We start from the raw sequence: 15,783 nt of genomic DNA on the forward strand, positions 1-15,783 counted from the left end.
CTGTAGGCCTTTGCAGGCTTTGCCATAGCGTGGTTGGCATTCGTTCTTTTCTGGGGAGTGCTTGAACCGTTTTCCCGCGTCGTCCCCCAAGTTTTCAAAACAATCGAGCATGGTAGCTCTAAAAAAAGTCCATTGCTCAAGCGCTGCACGCGAGCGTGGCGCTCCGCCACATGACGTGGACCCTACCGCTCTTCAGCGTTGCGACGACAAGCGGCAAAAACCCGCTAACGGCTCCCGCAAATCGCATTCTTGGCAGAATGACGGTTGAAATATGAAGCATTTCAACCGTGCTCTGATCTGGAAAATTATTTTCCCTAAATCCGGCCTGGCGCCTTCTCTAACCCCGCCCTTCCGCCTTCTTTGTCGTCGCCTGGCGGCAGTTATCCCTTATCGCATAAAATCAGCGCGCAGCATGGTCAGAGGTTGCGCCGGGGCTGCATTTCCTGCTACACAGCCAGTATCTCGTGATTTTCTTTCCATTAAATTCTGAGCGGTGCAGGGAGACGACTATGCAGCATATTTTTTTCAGCAGCTTTCTAGGCAAATCGCCACTCTGGTATAAATATACGGTGCTGGCCTTTCTGGTGGCCAACCCTGTTCTCAATATTGTGGTCGGCCCCTTTATAACGGGCTGGCTGCTTCTGCTCCAGTTTATCTTTATTCTTTCTCTGGCGCTGAAGTGCTACCCCATTCCCGCAGGCGGCCTGCTGGCCCTGGAGGCCATCATCATCGGCATGACCACGCCTGATGCCGTGTACCAGGAGGTAGCCACCAACCTGCCCACATTGCTTTTGCTCATCTTTATGGTGGCGGGCATCTACTATCTGAAAGACGTGGTTTTTGTCGTTTTTACCCGACTGTTTATCGCCATCCGAAAAAAACACTGGCTGTCGCTGGCATTCTGCATTGTCAGCGCCACACTTTCCGCCTTTCTGGACGCCCTGACTCTCATGGCCATCATTATTGCCGTCTGCTTCAATTTTTACGCCATTTTTCGCAAGGTGGCCGGGGCCTTTACCCCGACCAACGGTAAAGAAGCCCCTGAAGTTGAAGAATTTTGCGGCTTTTTGCGCAATATCATCATGCACGGCGCTCTGGGAACAGCCCTTGGCGGCACCATGACCATTGTGGGCGAACCGCAGAACCTCATGATCGGCACCATGATGAACTGGTCATTTGCAGAATTTTTTATGCACAACGCCGTCATCGCGGTACCGGTAGCCATTGTGGGCTTTACCCTCTGCCCCCTGCTTGAAATCTTTCGCTTTCCCGGTTTTGGATACCAGCTGCCGGAAGCCATCCGTGAGCTTATTGTCAAAGACGCCGCCAAAAAAGCGCGCCAGCTTTCAGACCAGACGCGCTTTCTTTACATCACCCAGTGCGTGGTGGGCATACTGCTGATTTTGGCCCTGGCCCTGCACGTGGCCGAAATCGGCCTGCTTGGCCTTACGCTGATCATCCTGCTTTCGGCCATGACGGGCAAAACCAAGGAACACGACTTTTCCGAAGCCTTCAACAACGCCATGCCCTTTGTCTGCCTTATCATCGTCTTTTTTGCCATTCTGTCGGTGGTGCACGACCAGCATCTGGTGACGCCGCTGGTGGAATGGGTGTTCCAGTTCCAGGGCAAACCCCAGTTGCTGGCGCTGTATGTGGTCAACGGCACGCTGTCGTTTGTGAGCGACAACGTCTTCATCGCCTCTGTCTTTATTACCGAAATGGACAAAGCCCATACGGCAGGCCTGTTCTCCAGCGACTGGTACGAAAAAATCGCCGTGGTGGTGAATATGGGCACCAACATTCCCGCTGTGGCGACGCCCAACGGGCAGGCGGCTTTTCTCTTTTTGCTCACGTCTTCGCTGGCGCCGCTCATCAAGCTCTCGTATATGCGGATGGTCAAACTGGCATTTCCCTATACCGTGACCATGACTGCCACCGGAGCCCTTTGCATCTACTTTTTCCTGTAGCCGCCCGACCCTGGCAATACATGTGGAGAACACACCAATGAATATTCAGTTTACGCCCGCCAAGCTGCTTGTGGTCTTTGGCGAATGCGGCTGCGGCATGGCCATCGTTGACGCCTCCAAGGAAGGAGGCGCACGCGGCGGCACAAGGCTTCATGGCCGCTGTCTGGCTGAAGACGGTTGCGTCTGCGGCTCGTGCCCGGATTGTGTTGATCAGGATATTATCCTCATCCTCATGCAGGATGAGGCTGAAAGCGTTATTACAGCCGTTGTGGAAGGGGTTTTGAAAAATCCCCAATGCCGTGCAGGCGCAGCCATAGTGCTGGACGTGCCCAAGGCCCTGCTGCGTGCCGGCCAGACAGCCAGCGACGAGCCTTTATTACATACCATCGAGGGAGAAGACATGAAATCCGGCTACACCATGATATGCAGCATCATCAATCACGGACAGGCCGAAGAGCTCATGGCCGTGGCCCGGCAGGCCGGAGCTCGCGGCGGCACCATACTGGGCGCCAGAGGAACGGGCACTGAAGAAGACGTAAAATTCTTCGGCATCAGCCTGACGCCTGAAAAGGAATTTCTGCTCATCATAAGCGAGAACACCTCAACAGACGCCATCTTACAGGCGCTGGGCAGTCAGCCGGTCTTCAGCGAGCCGGGGGGCGGCATTGTCTTTACCACCAGCATTGAGCGCTACATATCCCTCAATGCCTGATGCCATCAGCGTCCGGTTCGGCCTGAAGCGGGCGCGTGACGGCAGGCGTGAACCGCCGGCAGCTGTGTTATGCCAATGCCTTTTGCGCTGCTGCATCCTGAGATGGCCTGACGATTACGCCACGGGCCTGTGCCCCTGCGGCGCGAGCGCTTTCTGCTTGCGTCGCTGAGCGCCGCAGCACGGAACAAATGCCTTGAGAAGGCATGGATATAGCTGAAAATTCAAAGGCCGGAGCGACGTTACGTGCTCCGGCCTTTGTAAAATCAGCTCCGCTTTGGAGCATGTTACCTTTGAAAAATTAACCACGCTAACGGAGCACGAGAGTGCAGCGCGCTACAACGTGGCGTGGATTCGGCCAAAAACGCAATTTTCGGCTGAATGACACATTGAAAAATGAAACATTTCAAAAATAGCCTGGTCTAAATGGCTGCCACGGCCCAAAGGGCTTCCACGGGCAGACCCGCCAGATGCCTGCGCAGCATGTCCAGCGCGTGGCTTGAAGCCAGACGCCGCGTCCAGTCCCGCCCAAGATAGCGTCCCTGCGGCCGCAGTTCACGCAGCCATACATCCTGGCCATGGCTCAGCGCCACATACACCAGCCCCACGGGTTTATTTTCAGTGCCGCCGCCGGGCCCGGCCACGCCAGTAATGCCAAGGCCGTAATCCGCCCCGTAACGCTCACGCGCCCCTGCGGCCATGCTCCGGGCCACTTCCGGGCTTACGGCCCCGTGCCGCGCCAGCAGTTCTTCAGGCACCCCCAAAAGCCGGGTCTTGGCTTCGTTGGCATAGGTGATCAGGCCATAGCCGAAGACTTCCGATGAGCCGGGCTGGTCTGTGATACGCTTGGCCAGCAGCCCGCCGGTGCAGGATTCCGCCGTGGCCACGCTTTGCCCGCGCAGACGCAGCCCCTCCACCACCACGGCCTCCAGGCCCGTCACATTGACGCCATAGACCACGTCGCCCAGACGCTCGCGCACCTCGTTCACCACGGGCATGGCCAGAGCTTCGGCAGCTGCGGCGCTCTCCGCCTTGGCCGTCACCCGCACGAACATTTCCGCGTCTCCGGCGTAAGGGGCGGCCGTGGGGTTGACGCCTTCCGTCAGGTCAGCGATGCGCAACGCCGCCGTGCCTTCGCCAATACCGAAGGTGCGCACCATAAAGGATGTAATGACCGAATCCGTCATGTTCTGCAAAAATGGCACGACGCTGTTTTCCAGCATGGGCAGAAGTTCGGACGGGGGCCCCGGCAGCAGGATGACCCATTGCCCGCAGCCCGCTGGCACGGCGCAGCCCGGGGCAGTGCCCGCCTCATTGGGAAAGGCCACCGAACCGCGCGGCAAATAGGCCTGCTTGAGCTGATTGGCCGATATGGGGCGTTCGCCAAAATAGTCACGCAGACGGCGCAGGCTGTCCGCATCTTCTTCAAGGGGGCACCCCGTGACCTGCGCCACGGTTTCTTTGGTCATATCGTCATCCGTGGGTCCAAGACCGCCGGTGGTTATGATGATCTGCGCGCGCCCGAGGGCCTCGCGTAAGGCGGATTCAAGCCGTCCGCCGTTATCCCCCACCGTATGCACCTGCAAAAGATCCAGACCCAGCGCTGAAAGCGTTTTGGCCACGTGGGCGGCGTCGGTGTTGACAGTATGCCCCAACAGAAGTTCCGTACCCACTGAAATGATTTCCGCCCTCATGCGGCCTCCTTGCATCCTTAGAGCCTTGCCGCCCCGACAGAGCGACAGGACAAGCATATTAGCGCTTGCCCGCATGCCATGCAACCGGGTTCGGCTTGGACCAGGCGGTGTTGACGGCACATGATTTGCCCTCATGCCGGGCAACTGCGCCTCAGGCCGACGCGCGCGCTCTGATCCGTATTCTGGCCCGAAGACAAGCAAGGGCACAGGCACTTTTTGACAAAGAGCCTGATGGCCTGTACTGCCCATGCCCAGGTATTGACAAAGCTAATCGCTTACGACATGGTATTACATACTAAATCAATAAGTAATATACGCACGGCGCAGAAAGCCGGTATGATGCGAGGAATAGAGCGGCCTGCCGCAAAGGGGAACCACAATGAATCATGAAAAAGGCTTGCGGTTTGAAACCCTGCAAGTGCACGCCGGGCAGGAGAAGCCAGACGCAGCCAGCGGATCAAGGGCCGTGCCCATTTACCAGACGACCTCCTACGTGTTTGACGACTGTGCCCATGCCGAGGCCCGTTTCAACCTGACCGACCCCGGCAACATTTACAGCCGTTTGACCAATCCCACGCAGGACGCTCTGGAACAGAGAGTGGCGGCTCTTGAAGGCGGCGTGGGGGCTCTTGCCACGTCCAGCGGCGCGGCAGCCGTGAGCTACGCACTGCAAAATCTCGCCAGCGCCGGGGACCACATTGTTGCCGCCAAGACTCTGTACGGCGGCACCTACAATCTGCTTGCCCATACGCTCAAAACCTGGGGCATTGAGACAACCTTTGTGGACCCCGCAAAGATGGATTCCTTTGAAGAAGCCATCACGCCCAAGACCCGCGCCATCTTTGTGGAGAGCATGGGCAACCCCCACAGCAACATTGTGGATATGGAAGCGCTGGCAGCTCTGGCCCACCGCCACGGCATCCCTCTGGTGGTGGACAACACCTTTGCCACCCCCTGGCTTATGCGCCCCATTGAATACGGCGCGGACATCGTCGTGCATTCCGCCACAAAATTCATGGGCGGACACGGCGCGGCCCTTGGCGGCGTCATCGTGGACAGCGGCCGCTTTGACTGGGCCGCGTCCGGCAAGTTTTCCCACCTGAGTGAGCCAGATCCGAGTTATCACGGTCTGAGCTTCACTAAGGCCGTCGGGGCGGCGGCCTATATAGTGCGGGCACGGGCCATCCTGTTGCGCGATCTTGGCGCGACGATGGCCCCCCTGCACGCTTTTCTGATCCTTCAGGGGCTTGAAACACTGTCGCTGCGCGTGGAACGCCATGTGCAGAACGCCCTGGCCGTGGTGCGCCATCTGCACAATCACCCGAAGGTGCAGACCGTCAATCACCCGAGCCTGCCCCACAGCCCCAGCCACGGTTTGTATAAGCGCTACTTCCCCAATGGGGGCGGCAGCATTTTCACCATTGAAGTCAAGGGCGGCGCGGCCGAGGCCAGAGCCTTTATCGACAGATTGCGCATCTTCTCGCTGCTGGCCAACGTGGCTGACGCCAAATCGCTTGTGATCCACCCCGCGTCCACCACGCATTCACAAATGACCGAAGAAGAATTGGCGCTTACGGGAATATGGCCCAATACCGTGCGCCTTTCCATAGGCATCGAACACATTGACGATATCCTGGCTGACCTGGATCAGGCATTGGCAGCCCTGTAAGCATTAAACGAAGCCGCCTCACAAAAGCTCCCATGCCACGCCGCATGGGGGCTTTTTTGCCGCACAGAACTGTAAGCGGACCTTTCTTGCCGCGATATATCGGTGTTACGTAAATAAATCGTCACCTCGTGCGGACCGCGCCAAAATCCATTGTCTTTTACAAGGGCATTGCATAAAGTGCCTCAGGCGGCGTCAGGCCCGCGCGGGCAAAATGTTTTCCCGTAGGCGCGGCGCACCACAGCGTATACTGCGCACCCCTCTGAGGAGAATTTTCATGTTGAAAAAGTTTGTGGCCTTTGTGTTTGTTATGCTTCTGGCCATGCCGGCTCTGGCGGAAGAGCTGAACACCAAATATTTTACTGTCTCTGTTCCCGAAGGCTGGAAGGTCATCATGCCTCCCACTGAAAAGCAGGGCACCACCAGCGCCATCTTCGCCAATTCCGCCGGGGATGCCTCCGTGACTTTTGTGATCGGCCCTAACAGCGGCGCAGATACCAAAACCATTGCGGACATGTTTGCCAAACAGTTCAAGTCCACCAAGCCTCCTGTTGAAAAGGGCGGTCAGTATACTTTCACCTTTGCGCAGCAGGACATCACGAGCCAGGCGTGGGTCGCCTCTCAGGGCGACGTGTTCATGATCACGGTTATGGCTGGCGACCGCAAATCTGCTGCGGCTTTTGTGAAAAAGCACGTCAAGAGCGCCGATTATCCCGCATTGCTGCCCAAATAAATTTCGTCTGTTTTGACGAAAAAACGGCCATGTCATCTGCGACATGGCCGTTTTTCATTTATGGCGTCACAAACGCCAGTCTTCATATCTGATCAGAGCATTTTACGAATGAAATGAGTTCACTGCTCTAAAAGGATTTTCCTGACAATTCTTTCCTCGAGATGCGATTCAGACGCTACGTCACGATGTTGCGCACTGCATTCTCGTGCAGCGGTAGAGCAATAAAGGTTTTAGAGGGTGGGGGCCCCTCCCCCACAAAGCATTTCAAAGACAAAATACTCCGGCAGGCGGAACCGTTGCCGCCGAAGGCTTCAGGACTTGAATCGCCCTAGCCGTGGCCGCAATCCTGCCATATTTTTTTAAGGTACATAATCAACTTTGGATCAAATGCGCTGGCCTTTCCGTACTTTACTATTTTGTTGTCCAGCAGCCTCTTGCTGCGCACAAGCGCTTCCCGCACCGGATTATACGCCGGGTCTTCCTCAACTGTTACTTCATGGTTCTGGTTCACATCCACGACCCGGTACCGCCTGGGCGTTTTCCAGTGGCGTATGCACAGGTCGAACAGAAAGCAGTTTACGTTGAAAAGCCCCAAACCGCCGTCACTGGCCACAAAAAGTTCGGAGTGTTCCTTGTGTTTATTCAGGTCGGTCTTGCCGTAATCGGTAACGTTATCGACGCCAAAATCCGTAAAATAAGATGCGGAGTAATAGTAGTACTGGGGCAAGTCGGCGCAAACCATACGCACGCCATAGTCGCCGTCTTCCGCGCCATAAAGCCCGTAGTCTTCGTTCCAGACTCCGAGAACATCCGATACTATCTTGGGAACCAGTATGCACTGGCCCTGCAGGTTAGTCAGGCAAATACCCAGTCGCCCGTCAGGAGTCTCCAGCCCACCGGGGTTCATGTGCATCTGCTCCGTGTTATGGCAGGGCCCAAGGGTAGAAAAGGGTTTTCCGTGCCGCCACAGGGCAAAAAGTCTTTCCAGCCAGTCTGGCCCCGTAACGCAGATGTCATTGTCGAGCTTCATGTAATAGGGGGCGTCCACGGCGTCCCAGCCGATATTGCAGGCGCACGCTATCCCCATATTTTGCGGCAAAAGAAAAAGATTATCGATGATTCCATCAGATTTAAACTGACGCAGACGTTCACGCAACTCCGGCGAGCTGCCATTGTCCACCACAGTCACTGTATACGGAATTGCAGAGCTGGTCTTACGCAGAGCAAGAATAGTTTTTTGCGTCAAAAGAGGCCTGTGGAATACGGGAATTGTTATATTCACAAGAGGAGAAGACACGTTTACTCCTTCCTTTTGACTGCCGTCCATACTGTATCCAACCAAATCAGTCATATGACGAACTTGGACAGAGACATCGTTTTTTCCAGCGGACAAACCCTGCGCAGCCCCGGCACCCCGGCATGGAGCTGCGGCTATTCTTCACCCGAAAGCAGACTTACCTGAGACACAGCACGGCCTGCGGTTCCCTTGTCTTCACATTGATTAACGCGAGCAGCCTGAGCCTGCCGTCAGGATAGATAGTGACAATAAACCCTCTTAACTCCCATAGCCACCCTGCCGCAAAAGCGCAAGCGGCCCCCTCAAAAAATGCGCTAAGACCTGCAATGGCAGCACCATAGGATCATCTGCATCCAGATGAGCGCCCACAATGTTCTTGCTACTTTTTATTTTTTTGTGCTACATACGGCCCAAGCAACATGATGCCGTCAAACATTGTCCACGGTCAAAAAACTCAACGGAAGGATACGATTATGTGGAAGTTCTGCTGCGCGTGCTTGGCCCTTGCACTTTTTTGGGGGACCCAGGCTCAGGCCCATTTTGGCATGGTCATTCCTTCCACCCCCACTATCACGGACAAAAAAGAATCTCCGCTCAAACTGGACATAGCCTTTGCTCACCCTATGGAACTGCAAGGCATGCCCATGGCGGAGCCCAAGGCCTTCACCGTTACTCATGACGGCGCGACCGAGGATATCAAAAGCCTGCTCAAGCCCGCCACCATTATGGGCAACAAAGCCTGGACAGCCTCATACGCCATCAAGAAGCCCGGCGTCTATCAGTTCGCTGTTGAGCCGCAGCCCTATTTTGAACCCGCCGAAGACTGCTTCATCATCCACTATACCAAGACCGTAGTAGCCGCTTTTGGCGAAGAGGAAAACTGGGGGCAGCCGCTGGGCCTCAAGACCGAGATCGTTCCTCTTGCACGCCCCTTCGCCAACTACGCTGGCAATGTTTTTCAGGGCCAGGTGCTGCTTAACGGCAAGCCCGTTCCAGGCGCGGAGGTCGAGGTTGAAAGCTACAACAAGGGCAAGGGCCATACCGCCCCCAACGAATATTACGTCACCCAGGTAGTCAGGGCCGACCAGAATGGCGTGTTCACGTATGGCGTGCCCTGGGCTGGCTGGTGGGGCTTTGCCGCCCTGAATACGGCGGAAGAAAAAATGAACTATGAGGGCGAAGCCAAATCCGTTGAGCTGGGCGCTGTTATCTGGGTCAACTTTGTGGCTCCCCGCACAAAATAAAAAACGGCTGAACATTGCGGCGCAGGTGCGCGCCTGCACATGCGCCAGTACTTGAGGGCATCCGCCCACCCTGCCGCCGGGCAATTTCAAAGGGTGACTGCCCCATGCCGCAGGAATGCAACAGGGAACTCGTGTGAAACGCGCAATCCGGCCCCATACCGTTCGCCACGGCATGGGGCCGGATTACGAAAGCTTACTGTAAAAGCTTACTGTGAAACTTCAGGAATGCGCCCATAGCCGACGCTCCAGCATAAGGATGACCCATGCATATTGCCGAAGGTGTTCTGTCCCCTCCCGTTCTGGCCGCAGGCTATGCTCTGACGGCCGTGGGCACGGCCCTTGGCCTGCGCCGCCTGGACTATGACAAGCTCATGACTGTGGCCATTCTGGCCGCAACCTTTTTTGTGGGTTCGCTCATACATGTTCCCATCGGCCCTTCCAGCGCGCACCTTATCCTCAACGGTCTTCTGGGCGTACTGCTGGGATGGGCGATCTTTCCCGCCATTCTGGCCGCCCTTGCCTTGCAGGCGCTGCTCTTTCAGTACGGCGGCCTCGTTGTTTTGGGCGTCAATACGTTCACCATGGGCTTTTCAGGGCTTGTGGCCTGGTACGTTTTCCGCAGCCTCGTTCGTCTCTGGCCGGGCGTGAAGGGTTTACGTGTCGCGGCCTTTTGCGGGGGAGCCATCGGCGTGCTGGGCGCAGGCCTGCTCACCGCCCTGGCCCTGGCGTGGAGCAATGAGGGCTTTCTCACCGCCGCACGGCTCATTTTTCTGGCTCACCTGCCTGTCATGCTGGTTGAAGGGCTCATCACAATGTTTACCGTTGGCTTTATTGCCCGCGTCCGCCCGGAAATGCTGCACATTTCCAGCGCCGCAATCCAGCCGGGCCAGGCCTGAGCAGCCGGAAAGGAGTTTTCATGTTCCTTCTCAATGCCGCTTCATTCCGGATAGTCCGCGCAAAATGGGCTGGCCGTACCCCCCCCGGCTGCCTGCCGTTGCAGCGCCCTCTTGGCCGATCGCTGCCATTGTCCGCGTCTCTGGCCGTTCTGCTGCTTGCCGCAGCGCTCCTGCTTGCGCTTCAGACTCCTGCTCTGGCGCACCGGGTGAATATCTTCGCCTGGACCGAAGGGCCGCTGGTTGCCGTCAAATGCGGCTTCAGCGGGGGCAACAGCGTGAGGAACGGAGAGGTCACGGTATACGATGCGGCTGGCGGAGAAGTTTTGCTCACTGGCCGGACAGACGCGGAAGGACTTTTTCGCTTTGATATTCCGCCCAAAGGACGGGAGCACGGCCTGCGCATACGTATCAATGCTGGTGAAGGGCATCAGAACGAGTGGCAGATGGAAGCGGCCGAACTGGCGCAGGCTCCCGCCGCGGCTTCGCCTGCGCCCCATAATGCCGAAACCACGGCCAGTACAGCGGCGAAAAACACCGGCGGCCACATCGCCGCGCCGCTGGCCGCAAGCACGGGGCAACCCGACGCCACAAAAATCTCTGGTTCCGGCCCGGTAAGCGCTGTAGAAGTTCAGGCCATTGTGGATGCCGCTCTTGAGGCGCAGGAGGCAAGATTCTCCGCCCTGCTGGACTCCCGCCTGTCCCCCGTGCGGCGGCAGCTGGCCGAAATGCGCACAGACGAACCGGGCATACGAGAAATCGTGGGCGGTATGGGCTGGTTTGTGGGGCTGGCCGGACTGGCCCTTTACTTCCGTTCCCGACGGCGGTAACTGTCGGCATGTTTGACCAACCCTTTGTACGCCCTTCGGCCATACAGCGCATTGACCCGCGTGTGCGTATGGCCCTTGCCGCGCTGACCGCGTTGTGCCTTTCGATGCTGCAGGACGTAACGGCCAGCTGCGCGGGGCTTGGTCTGGGTCTGACGTTGCTGATACTGGCCCGTCCGCCCCTGCTGCCGCTGTTGCGTCGTCTGGCGGTGGTCAACATGTTTGCGGCCTTTTTGTGGTGCGTTACCCCACTGACCATGCCCGGACAGGAAGTGGCGCGGTGGGGCTTCATAGGCTTGAGCGCCGAGGGACTGCATCTGGCCCTGCTGGTCACCATCAAGTCCAATGCCATTGTCTGTGTTTTTCTGGCCCTTGTGGCCACAATGGACACGCCAACGGCAGGGCATGCCCTTGAACGCCTGCACTGCCCGCGCAAGCTGGTGTTTCTTTTTCTGTTCACTGCCCGGCAGGTGCACGATATCGCGCAGCAGTGGCAGTGCTTGAGCGTTGCCGCACGGCTACGCGGCTTTCGCCCGCGCACCGGCATGCACACATACCGCACAGTGGCTTCTTTGTTGGGATTGTTGCTGGTACGCAGCTACGAACGTTCACAACGAGTGCGCGAAGCCATGCTGCTGCGGGGATTTTCGGGCCAGTTCCGTTCTGTGACGGTATTTAAGGCGCGTCCCGTGGACGGCCTTTTTGCCCTGTTGATGCTGCTCTGCCTTGCAGGACTTGTGCTTATGGAATACCGGGATCAAATGTATGGACTGTAATACAGAAAAAAACTGCATCTTCAGCCTCGAGAACATTCATTTTCATTATGAACGGGACGGCAAGATCCGCCAGGTGCTCCAAGGGGTTGATCTGGCCCTTCTGCCGGAGCAGCATATCGGCTTTTATGGCCCCAACGGCAGCGGCAAAACGACGCTTTTCCGCTGTATTACAGGTCTGATAACCCCGCAGCAGGGCTGTGTGCGTTTTCATGGCCGTGAAATGCGCGCCGAAAAAGACTTTCACAGCCTGCGCTGCGCCGTGGGTTTTGTGCTGCAGCATGCCGAAGACCAGCTGTTCTTTCCCTCCGTGCTCGAAGATGTGGCCTTTGGGCCGCTGAACCTGGGGCTGTCGCCCGAAGCCGCTCGCGAGCGGGCGCATGAAACCCTGCGCAACCTCGGCCTGGACGGTTTTGAAAACCGCCTTACCCACCGGCTTTCAGGCGGCGAAAAAAAACTGGTGTCCCTCGCGGCAGTGCTGGCCATGCGGCCCGAAGCCCTGCTGCTTGATGAACCCACCAACGGTCTTGATAATGAGGCCCGCGAACGCATCATTGATATTTTGCAAAAGCTCCCCACCGCCCGCATCACCATCTCGCATGACTGGGACTTTCTCGCCCGCGTATCCACCACCTATCTGACGCTTGCTCATGGCCGCCTTAACGCCTGCGCCCCCAGTTTCAGCCACACGCACGCCCATGCCCATCCTTTGGGCGACGAACCCCACGCCCATTAGAGCAACGATATTTTGAATATTTTGTAGAAGAGGGACCCTTTTGCAAAAGGGTCCCTCTTCCACGTCCCCACCCCCCAAAATCTTTATCCTGTCTGTAATATTTCAGGGCCTTTACTGATCTGGTGCGAGGATCAAGCGACAGCGCCTTCCAGGCCTCACGCCATCTCAATTTATCTGCTCTGAAAGCGTGTACGTGACACCGCGCTGGCTGCTGCAAGCGGGCGCTCTTTGTGGAGACTCAAGTGTGGATTGTCCGGCCCGCACCGCACAGGCAAGCAGCAGCGAGGCTTCAGCCGGTGGTTCGCTGGCGCTGCGGGCATAGCCTTGACTGCGGCCCGGCGGCATGATCAGTCAGAGACGCCGCAGAAGAGTTTATCAACAATATTATGTAATAATACTATAATGTTCCACGCCAACACCAGATTTTATTCCGGCATGGCTCAGGGGTTCCAGATGGCTCAACACAGGAGCCCCCAATAGTTTTTTTACTAATCACATCTTCCAAACCCGGTGCTGCCTGTCAGTACTAGATTTCCTTGCTGGTATAAGATAATTTTCCAAAGGCACAATTCACCTTTGATATAATTCGCGTACTTCCCGAGCAGTGTCAGCTCTGGCCAGCCTGCAACTGAAAACTCGCCCATTCCGTTCGCCTTTTTTTGCGAAGAGACGACAGCAAAGGCTTTTTTATGTCAAAACTGCCAAATATTGGCCCTCAATTTATTCAAACTGAAACACGCGACCCCATATGGGAATGGCATATCCCTTCCGACAGCCTCTACCTGAGCGCCGGGGCAATCAAGCTGTTGCAATTTGAGGAGCATGTGCCGCGCAGCATGAAGGATTTTCTGAGCCATTGTCCCCTGGAGGGGCTGGTGCCCTACCTCGAATCGGTGGAAAAAATCCTTAATGGTTCGCAAGGCCCTTTTCTTGAGCTTATTTACATGCTGGGCAAATTTATGGTGCGAGCCCAGATGACGGTTTTACAGCGCGACGTCTTTGGCCGCGGCACCATTGTGGTGGGCGCCCTGGCCGCCATTGACAGGCAAAAAATCGAACCGACCTTTACGCCTGTCCTGAACAGCCGTTCCCTGATCAATCCCCCTGCCCCAAGCTCCGACGCAAGCCGTCTGTTGCTGGCCCTCAACGCTGCCAGTGACGGCCTCTGGGATTGGAACCCCATTGACGGCACCGTGTATTTCAGCCCGCGCTATCTTTCCATGTTGGGGTACACCGCCAGCGCCTTCCCCCAGGTGGTGGAGTCGTGGATCAGCAGGGTGCATCCCGATGACTATGAAAACATTGTGCCCATGCAGCTGCGCATTGTTGAAAGTCCCGAACACGGGGACAGTTTTGAATGCACGTACCGCTTTTTACGGGCTGACGGCACCTGGGCCTGGATACTGGGCCGCGGCTACGTGACCCAACGGAACGCCAGCGGCAGGGCCACCCGTATAGTGGGTCTGCACACCGATGTCAGCGCAGGCCAGGGCGACCGGGCGCAGCTTGAAAACCTTGTGCGCAATGACCCGCTCACCGGCCTGCGCAGCCGCACCTACTATGGCATGACGGTTGAGAGGCTGGAGCAGCAAAAAATACGCCCTGTGGGCATTGTCGCCTGTGATATGGATGGGCTCAAGCTTATCAACGATTATCTCGGCCACCCCGAAGGCAGCAGGATGCTTTGCCAGGCCGCGCTTATTCTGCGCAGCAGCCTTTACGCCCCCGACTGCATAGCGCGTATGGGAGGGGACGAGTTTGTCGCCATATTGCCCGGCTGCACGCAGGAGCAGCTTGAAAAAGCCATTGTGCGCATCAACAAGGCCTTTGAAACGCACAATGCCGACCCGGACAACATCCCCATCCGTATGTCCCTCGGCGGCGCCTGTGCTGAAGATATGGGCACCTCTCTGGCCCAGCTTCTTGTAATGGCGGACCGCGACATGTTGCTTGGCAAACACAAGGAACGCATCCGATGGCGCAAGCACATAAAAAGCTGGATAGAAAAAAATACAAACAAGATTGTGCAGATAGAAGACTGCCGCTATATGTAGTCCCTGTCGCATGCCTCTTGACGCGCCCCGCGCTTTGAGACAAAGTGTGCCCATGTCGGATGATAACCCTCCCCCTACAATGGCCCTCGACTCTTCCGCAACGGAATGCCCTGTTGTGCAAGAGACCGAGAGCGGCCAGAAGTTACTTCAGTTTTTGCAGCGCCGTCTGAACCTCCCTCAAGCCATGCTGCACCGTTGGGTGCGCACTGGACAGGTGAGGATAAACGGTTGCCGATGCAAACCTTTTTCGCGCGTACAGGCTGGCGACCTCGTTCGCTTGCCTCCTTTTGCCATAAAAATGGCCGCGCAGTGCGACGATCCGCTGCCAGCGCCCGCACGCAAACCCCGTAACAGTGAAGACGCTGCAAGCGGCCCTCCGCTGCCGCCCCTTATCGGCTCCAGCGGCTACCTGTGGGCCTTTGACAAGCCCGCCGGCCTGCCAACCCATCCCGGCACCGGGCATGAAGACAGCCTGACAACCCGCTTGGCCCGGCACTTTGCGAGCGCAAGCTTTATGCCCACGCCTGTGCACCGGCTGGACAAGGAAACCTCGGGCATCCTGCTTGTGGCCGCATCCTATGCGGCATTGGACGAAGCCCAGCGAGCCCTTCGCGGTCAGCGCATGGTCAAGGAATATGTGGCATGGATCGCCGGCCGCTGGCCCCACGAAAGAACCTGCCTTGTACGGCATTTTTTGCGCAAGGACGCAGTACGCGGATTTGAAAAGATGTGCACCGTCAGCGCGGATGTGGCCGACGGCAAAGAAGCTCTTTGTCTTGTGCGGCCCCTGATAGTGGACGACGGGGCAAGCCTTGTGCAGGTGCGCCTGCTCACGGGGCGCACCCATCAGATTCGTACCCAGCTTGCCAGCCTTGGGCATCCTGTGCTTGGCGACGCCAAATACGGGCAGGCCCGTCCTGGAAGCCCGCTGTACCTGCACGCCCTGCGCATGATCCTGCCGGATGGCGCGGCTTTTGCCAGCCTGCCCCCCTGGACGGGCGCGCGTGCCGTAGCCGCCCTGCCCGACCCCATTGCCTGCGGCGACGGCTTGCCCTCGCCGCCGCCACTCCTGTGCGGGGTATTCCCATTGGGCGGCGAAGGTGCTACAATTCCTCCTTTACATTAGAGCTCGCACTGGCGGGCCTTTCAAAAAGCGCCCCGCGCACTGCTAGCGGCCTATCTTCAGGCCG

13 protein-coding genes are annotated in these 15,783 nt (G+C 57.3%); 11 read left to right on the top strand and 2 right to left on the bottom strand.

Features of this window, described 5'->3' with window-relative positions; all coding sequences use genetic code 11:
- Positions 1-509 precede the first annotated feature (509 nt).
- On the top strand, positions 510-1,967 hold the full coding sequence (locus tag BCS36_RS12345; protein ID WP_291303175.1) for an SLC13 family permease: 1,458 nt from the start codon (positions 510-512) through the stop codon (positions 1,965-1,967).
- A 37-nt stretch (positions 1,968-2,004) separates the two neighbouring features.
- Positions 2,005-2,679, top strand: a complete 675-nt coding sequence (locus BCS36_RS12350; protein WP_291303176.1) for a hypothetical protein — start codon at positions 2,005-2,007, stop codon at positions 2,677-2,679.
- Between the two features lie 419 nt (positions 2,680-3,098).
- Here the strand turns inward: BCS36_RS12350 and BCS36_RS12355 are convergent, their stop codons facing one another.
- Entirely contained in the window at positions 3,099-4,370 is a 1,272-nt protein-coding gene (locus tag BCS36_RS12355) for a competence/damage-inducible protein A (protein ID WP_291303177.1), read from the bottom strand.
- A 379-nt stretch (positions 4,371-4,749) separates the two neighbouring features.
- Here BCS36_RS12355 and BCS36_RS12360 point away from each other — a divergent pair, with 379 nt between their 5' ends.
- The gene (locus BCS36_RS12360; protein WP_291303178.1) at positions 4,750-6,039 is read left to right on the top strand and encodes an O-acetylhomoserine aminocarboxypropyltransferase/cysteine synthase family protein; all 1,290 of its coding nucleotides are present in this window, start codon (positions 4,750-4,752) and stop codon (positions 6,037-6,039) included.
- Between the two features lie 274 nt (positions 6,040-6,313).
- Entirely contained in the window at positions 6,314-6,769 is a 456-nt protein-coding gene (locus BCS36_RS12365) for a hypothetical protein (protein WP_291303179.1), read from the top strand.
- 328 nt (positions 6,770-7,097) lie between these two features.
- Here the strand turns inward: BCS36_RS12365 and BCS36_RS12370 are convergent, their stop codons facing one another.
- Positions 7,098-8,120 carry a glycosyltransferase gene (locus BCS36_RS12370; protein WP_291303180.1) on the bottom strand — a complete coding sequence of 341 codons (1,023 nt, stop codon included), beginning with the start codon at positions 8,118-8,120 and terminating at the stop codon, positions 7,098-7,100.
- Positions 8,121-8,539: 419 nt separating this feature from the next.
- Between BCS36_RS12370 and BCS36_RS12375 the strand changes: the two genes are divergently transcribed.
- The 7 genes from BCS36_RS12375 (at position 8,540) to BCS36_RS12405 (ending at position 15,719) form a co-directional block, all read left to right on the top strand.
- Entirely contained in the window at positions 8,540-9,310 is a 771-nt protein-coding gene (locus tag BCS36_RS12375) for a DUF4198 domain-containing protein (protein ID WP_291303181.1), read from the top strand.
- Positions 9,311-9,573: 263 nt separating this feature from the next.
- Complete coding sequence (gene cbiM / locus BCS36_RS12380; RefSeq protein ID WP_291303182.1) at positions 9,574-10,206, top strand: cobalt transporter CbiM; 633 nt, start codon at positions 9,574-9,576, stop codon at positions 10,204-10,206.
- Between the two features lie 20 nt (positions 10,207-10,226).
- Positions 10,227-11,033, top strand: a complete 807-nt coding sequence (locus tag BCS36_RS12385; RefSeq protein ID WP_291303183.1) for a cobalamin biosynthesis protein CbiL — start codon at positions 10,227-10,229, stop codon at positions 11,031-11,033.
- 8 nt (positions 11,034-11,041) lie between these two features.
- Positions 11,042-11,806 carry a cobalt ECF transporter T component CbiQ gene (cbiQ, locus tag BCS36_RS12390; RefSeq protein ID WP_291303184.1) on the top strand — a complete coding sequence of 255 codons (765 nt, stop codon included), beginning with the start codon at positions 11,042-11,044 and terminating at the stop codon, positions 11,804-11,806.
- The gene (locus tag BCS36_RS12395) at positions 11,796-12,539 is read left to right on the top strand and encodes an energy-coupling factor ABC transporter ATP-binding protein (protein ID WP_291303185.1); all 744 of its coding nucleotides are present in this window, start codon (positions 11,796-11,798) and stop codon (positions 12,537-12,539) included. The genes cbiQ and BCS36_RS12395 overlap by 11 nt, the downstream gene beginning before the upstream one ends.
- Positions 12,540-13,228: 689 nt before the next feature.
- Complete coding sequence (locus BCS36_RS12400; RefSeq protein ID WP_291303186.1) at positions 13,229-14,593, top strand: sensor domain-containing diguanylate cyclase; 1,365 nt, start codon at positions 13,229-13,231, stop codon at positions 14,591-14,593.
- A gap of 52 nt (positions 14,594-14,645) precedes the next feature.
- Positions 14,646-15,719, top strand: a complete 1,074-nt coding sequence (locus tag BCS36_RS12405) for an RNA pseudouridine synthase (protein ID WP_291303187.1) — start codon at positions 14,646-14,648, stop codon at positions 15,717-15,719.
- Positions 15,720-15,783 lie beyond the last annotated feature (64 nt).

The sequence above is a fragment of the Desulfovibrio sp. MES5 genome (assembly GCF_002237645.1).
Taxonomy (GTDB): Bacteria; Desulfobacterota; Desulfovibrionia; order Desulfovibrionales; family Desulfovibrionaceae; genus Desulfovibrio.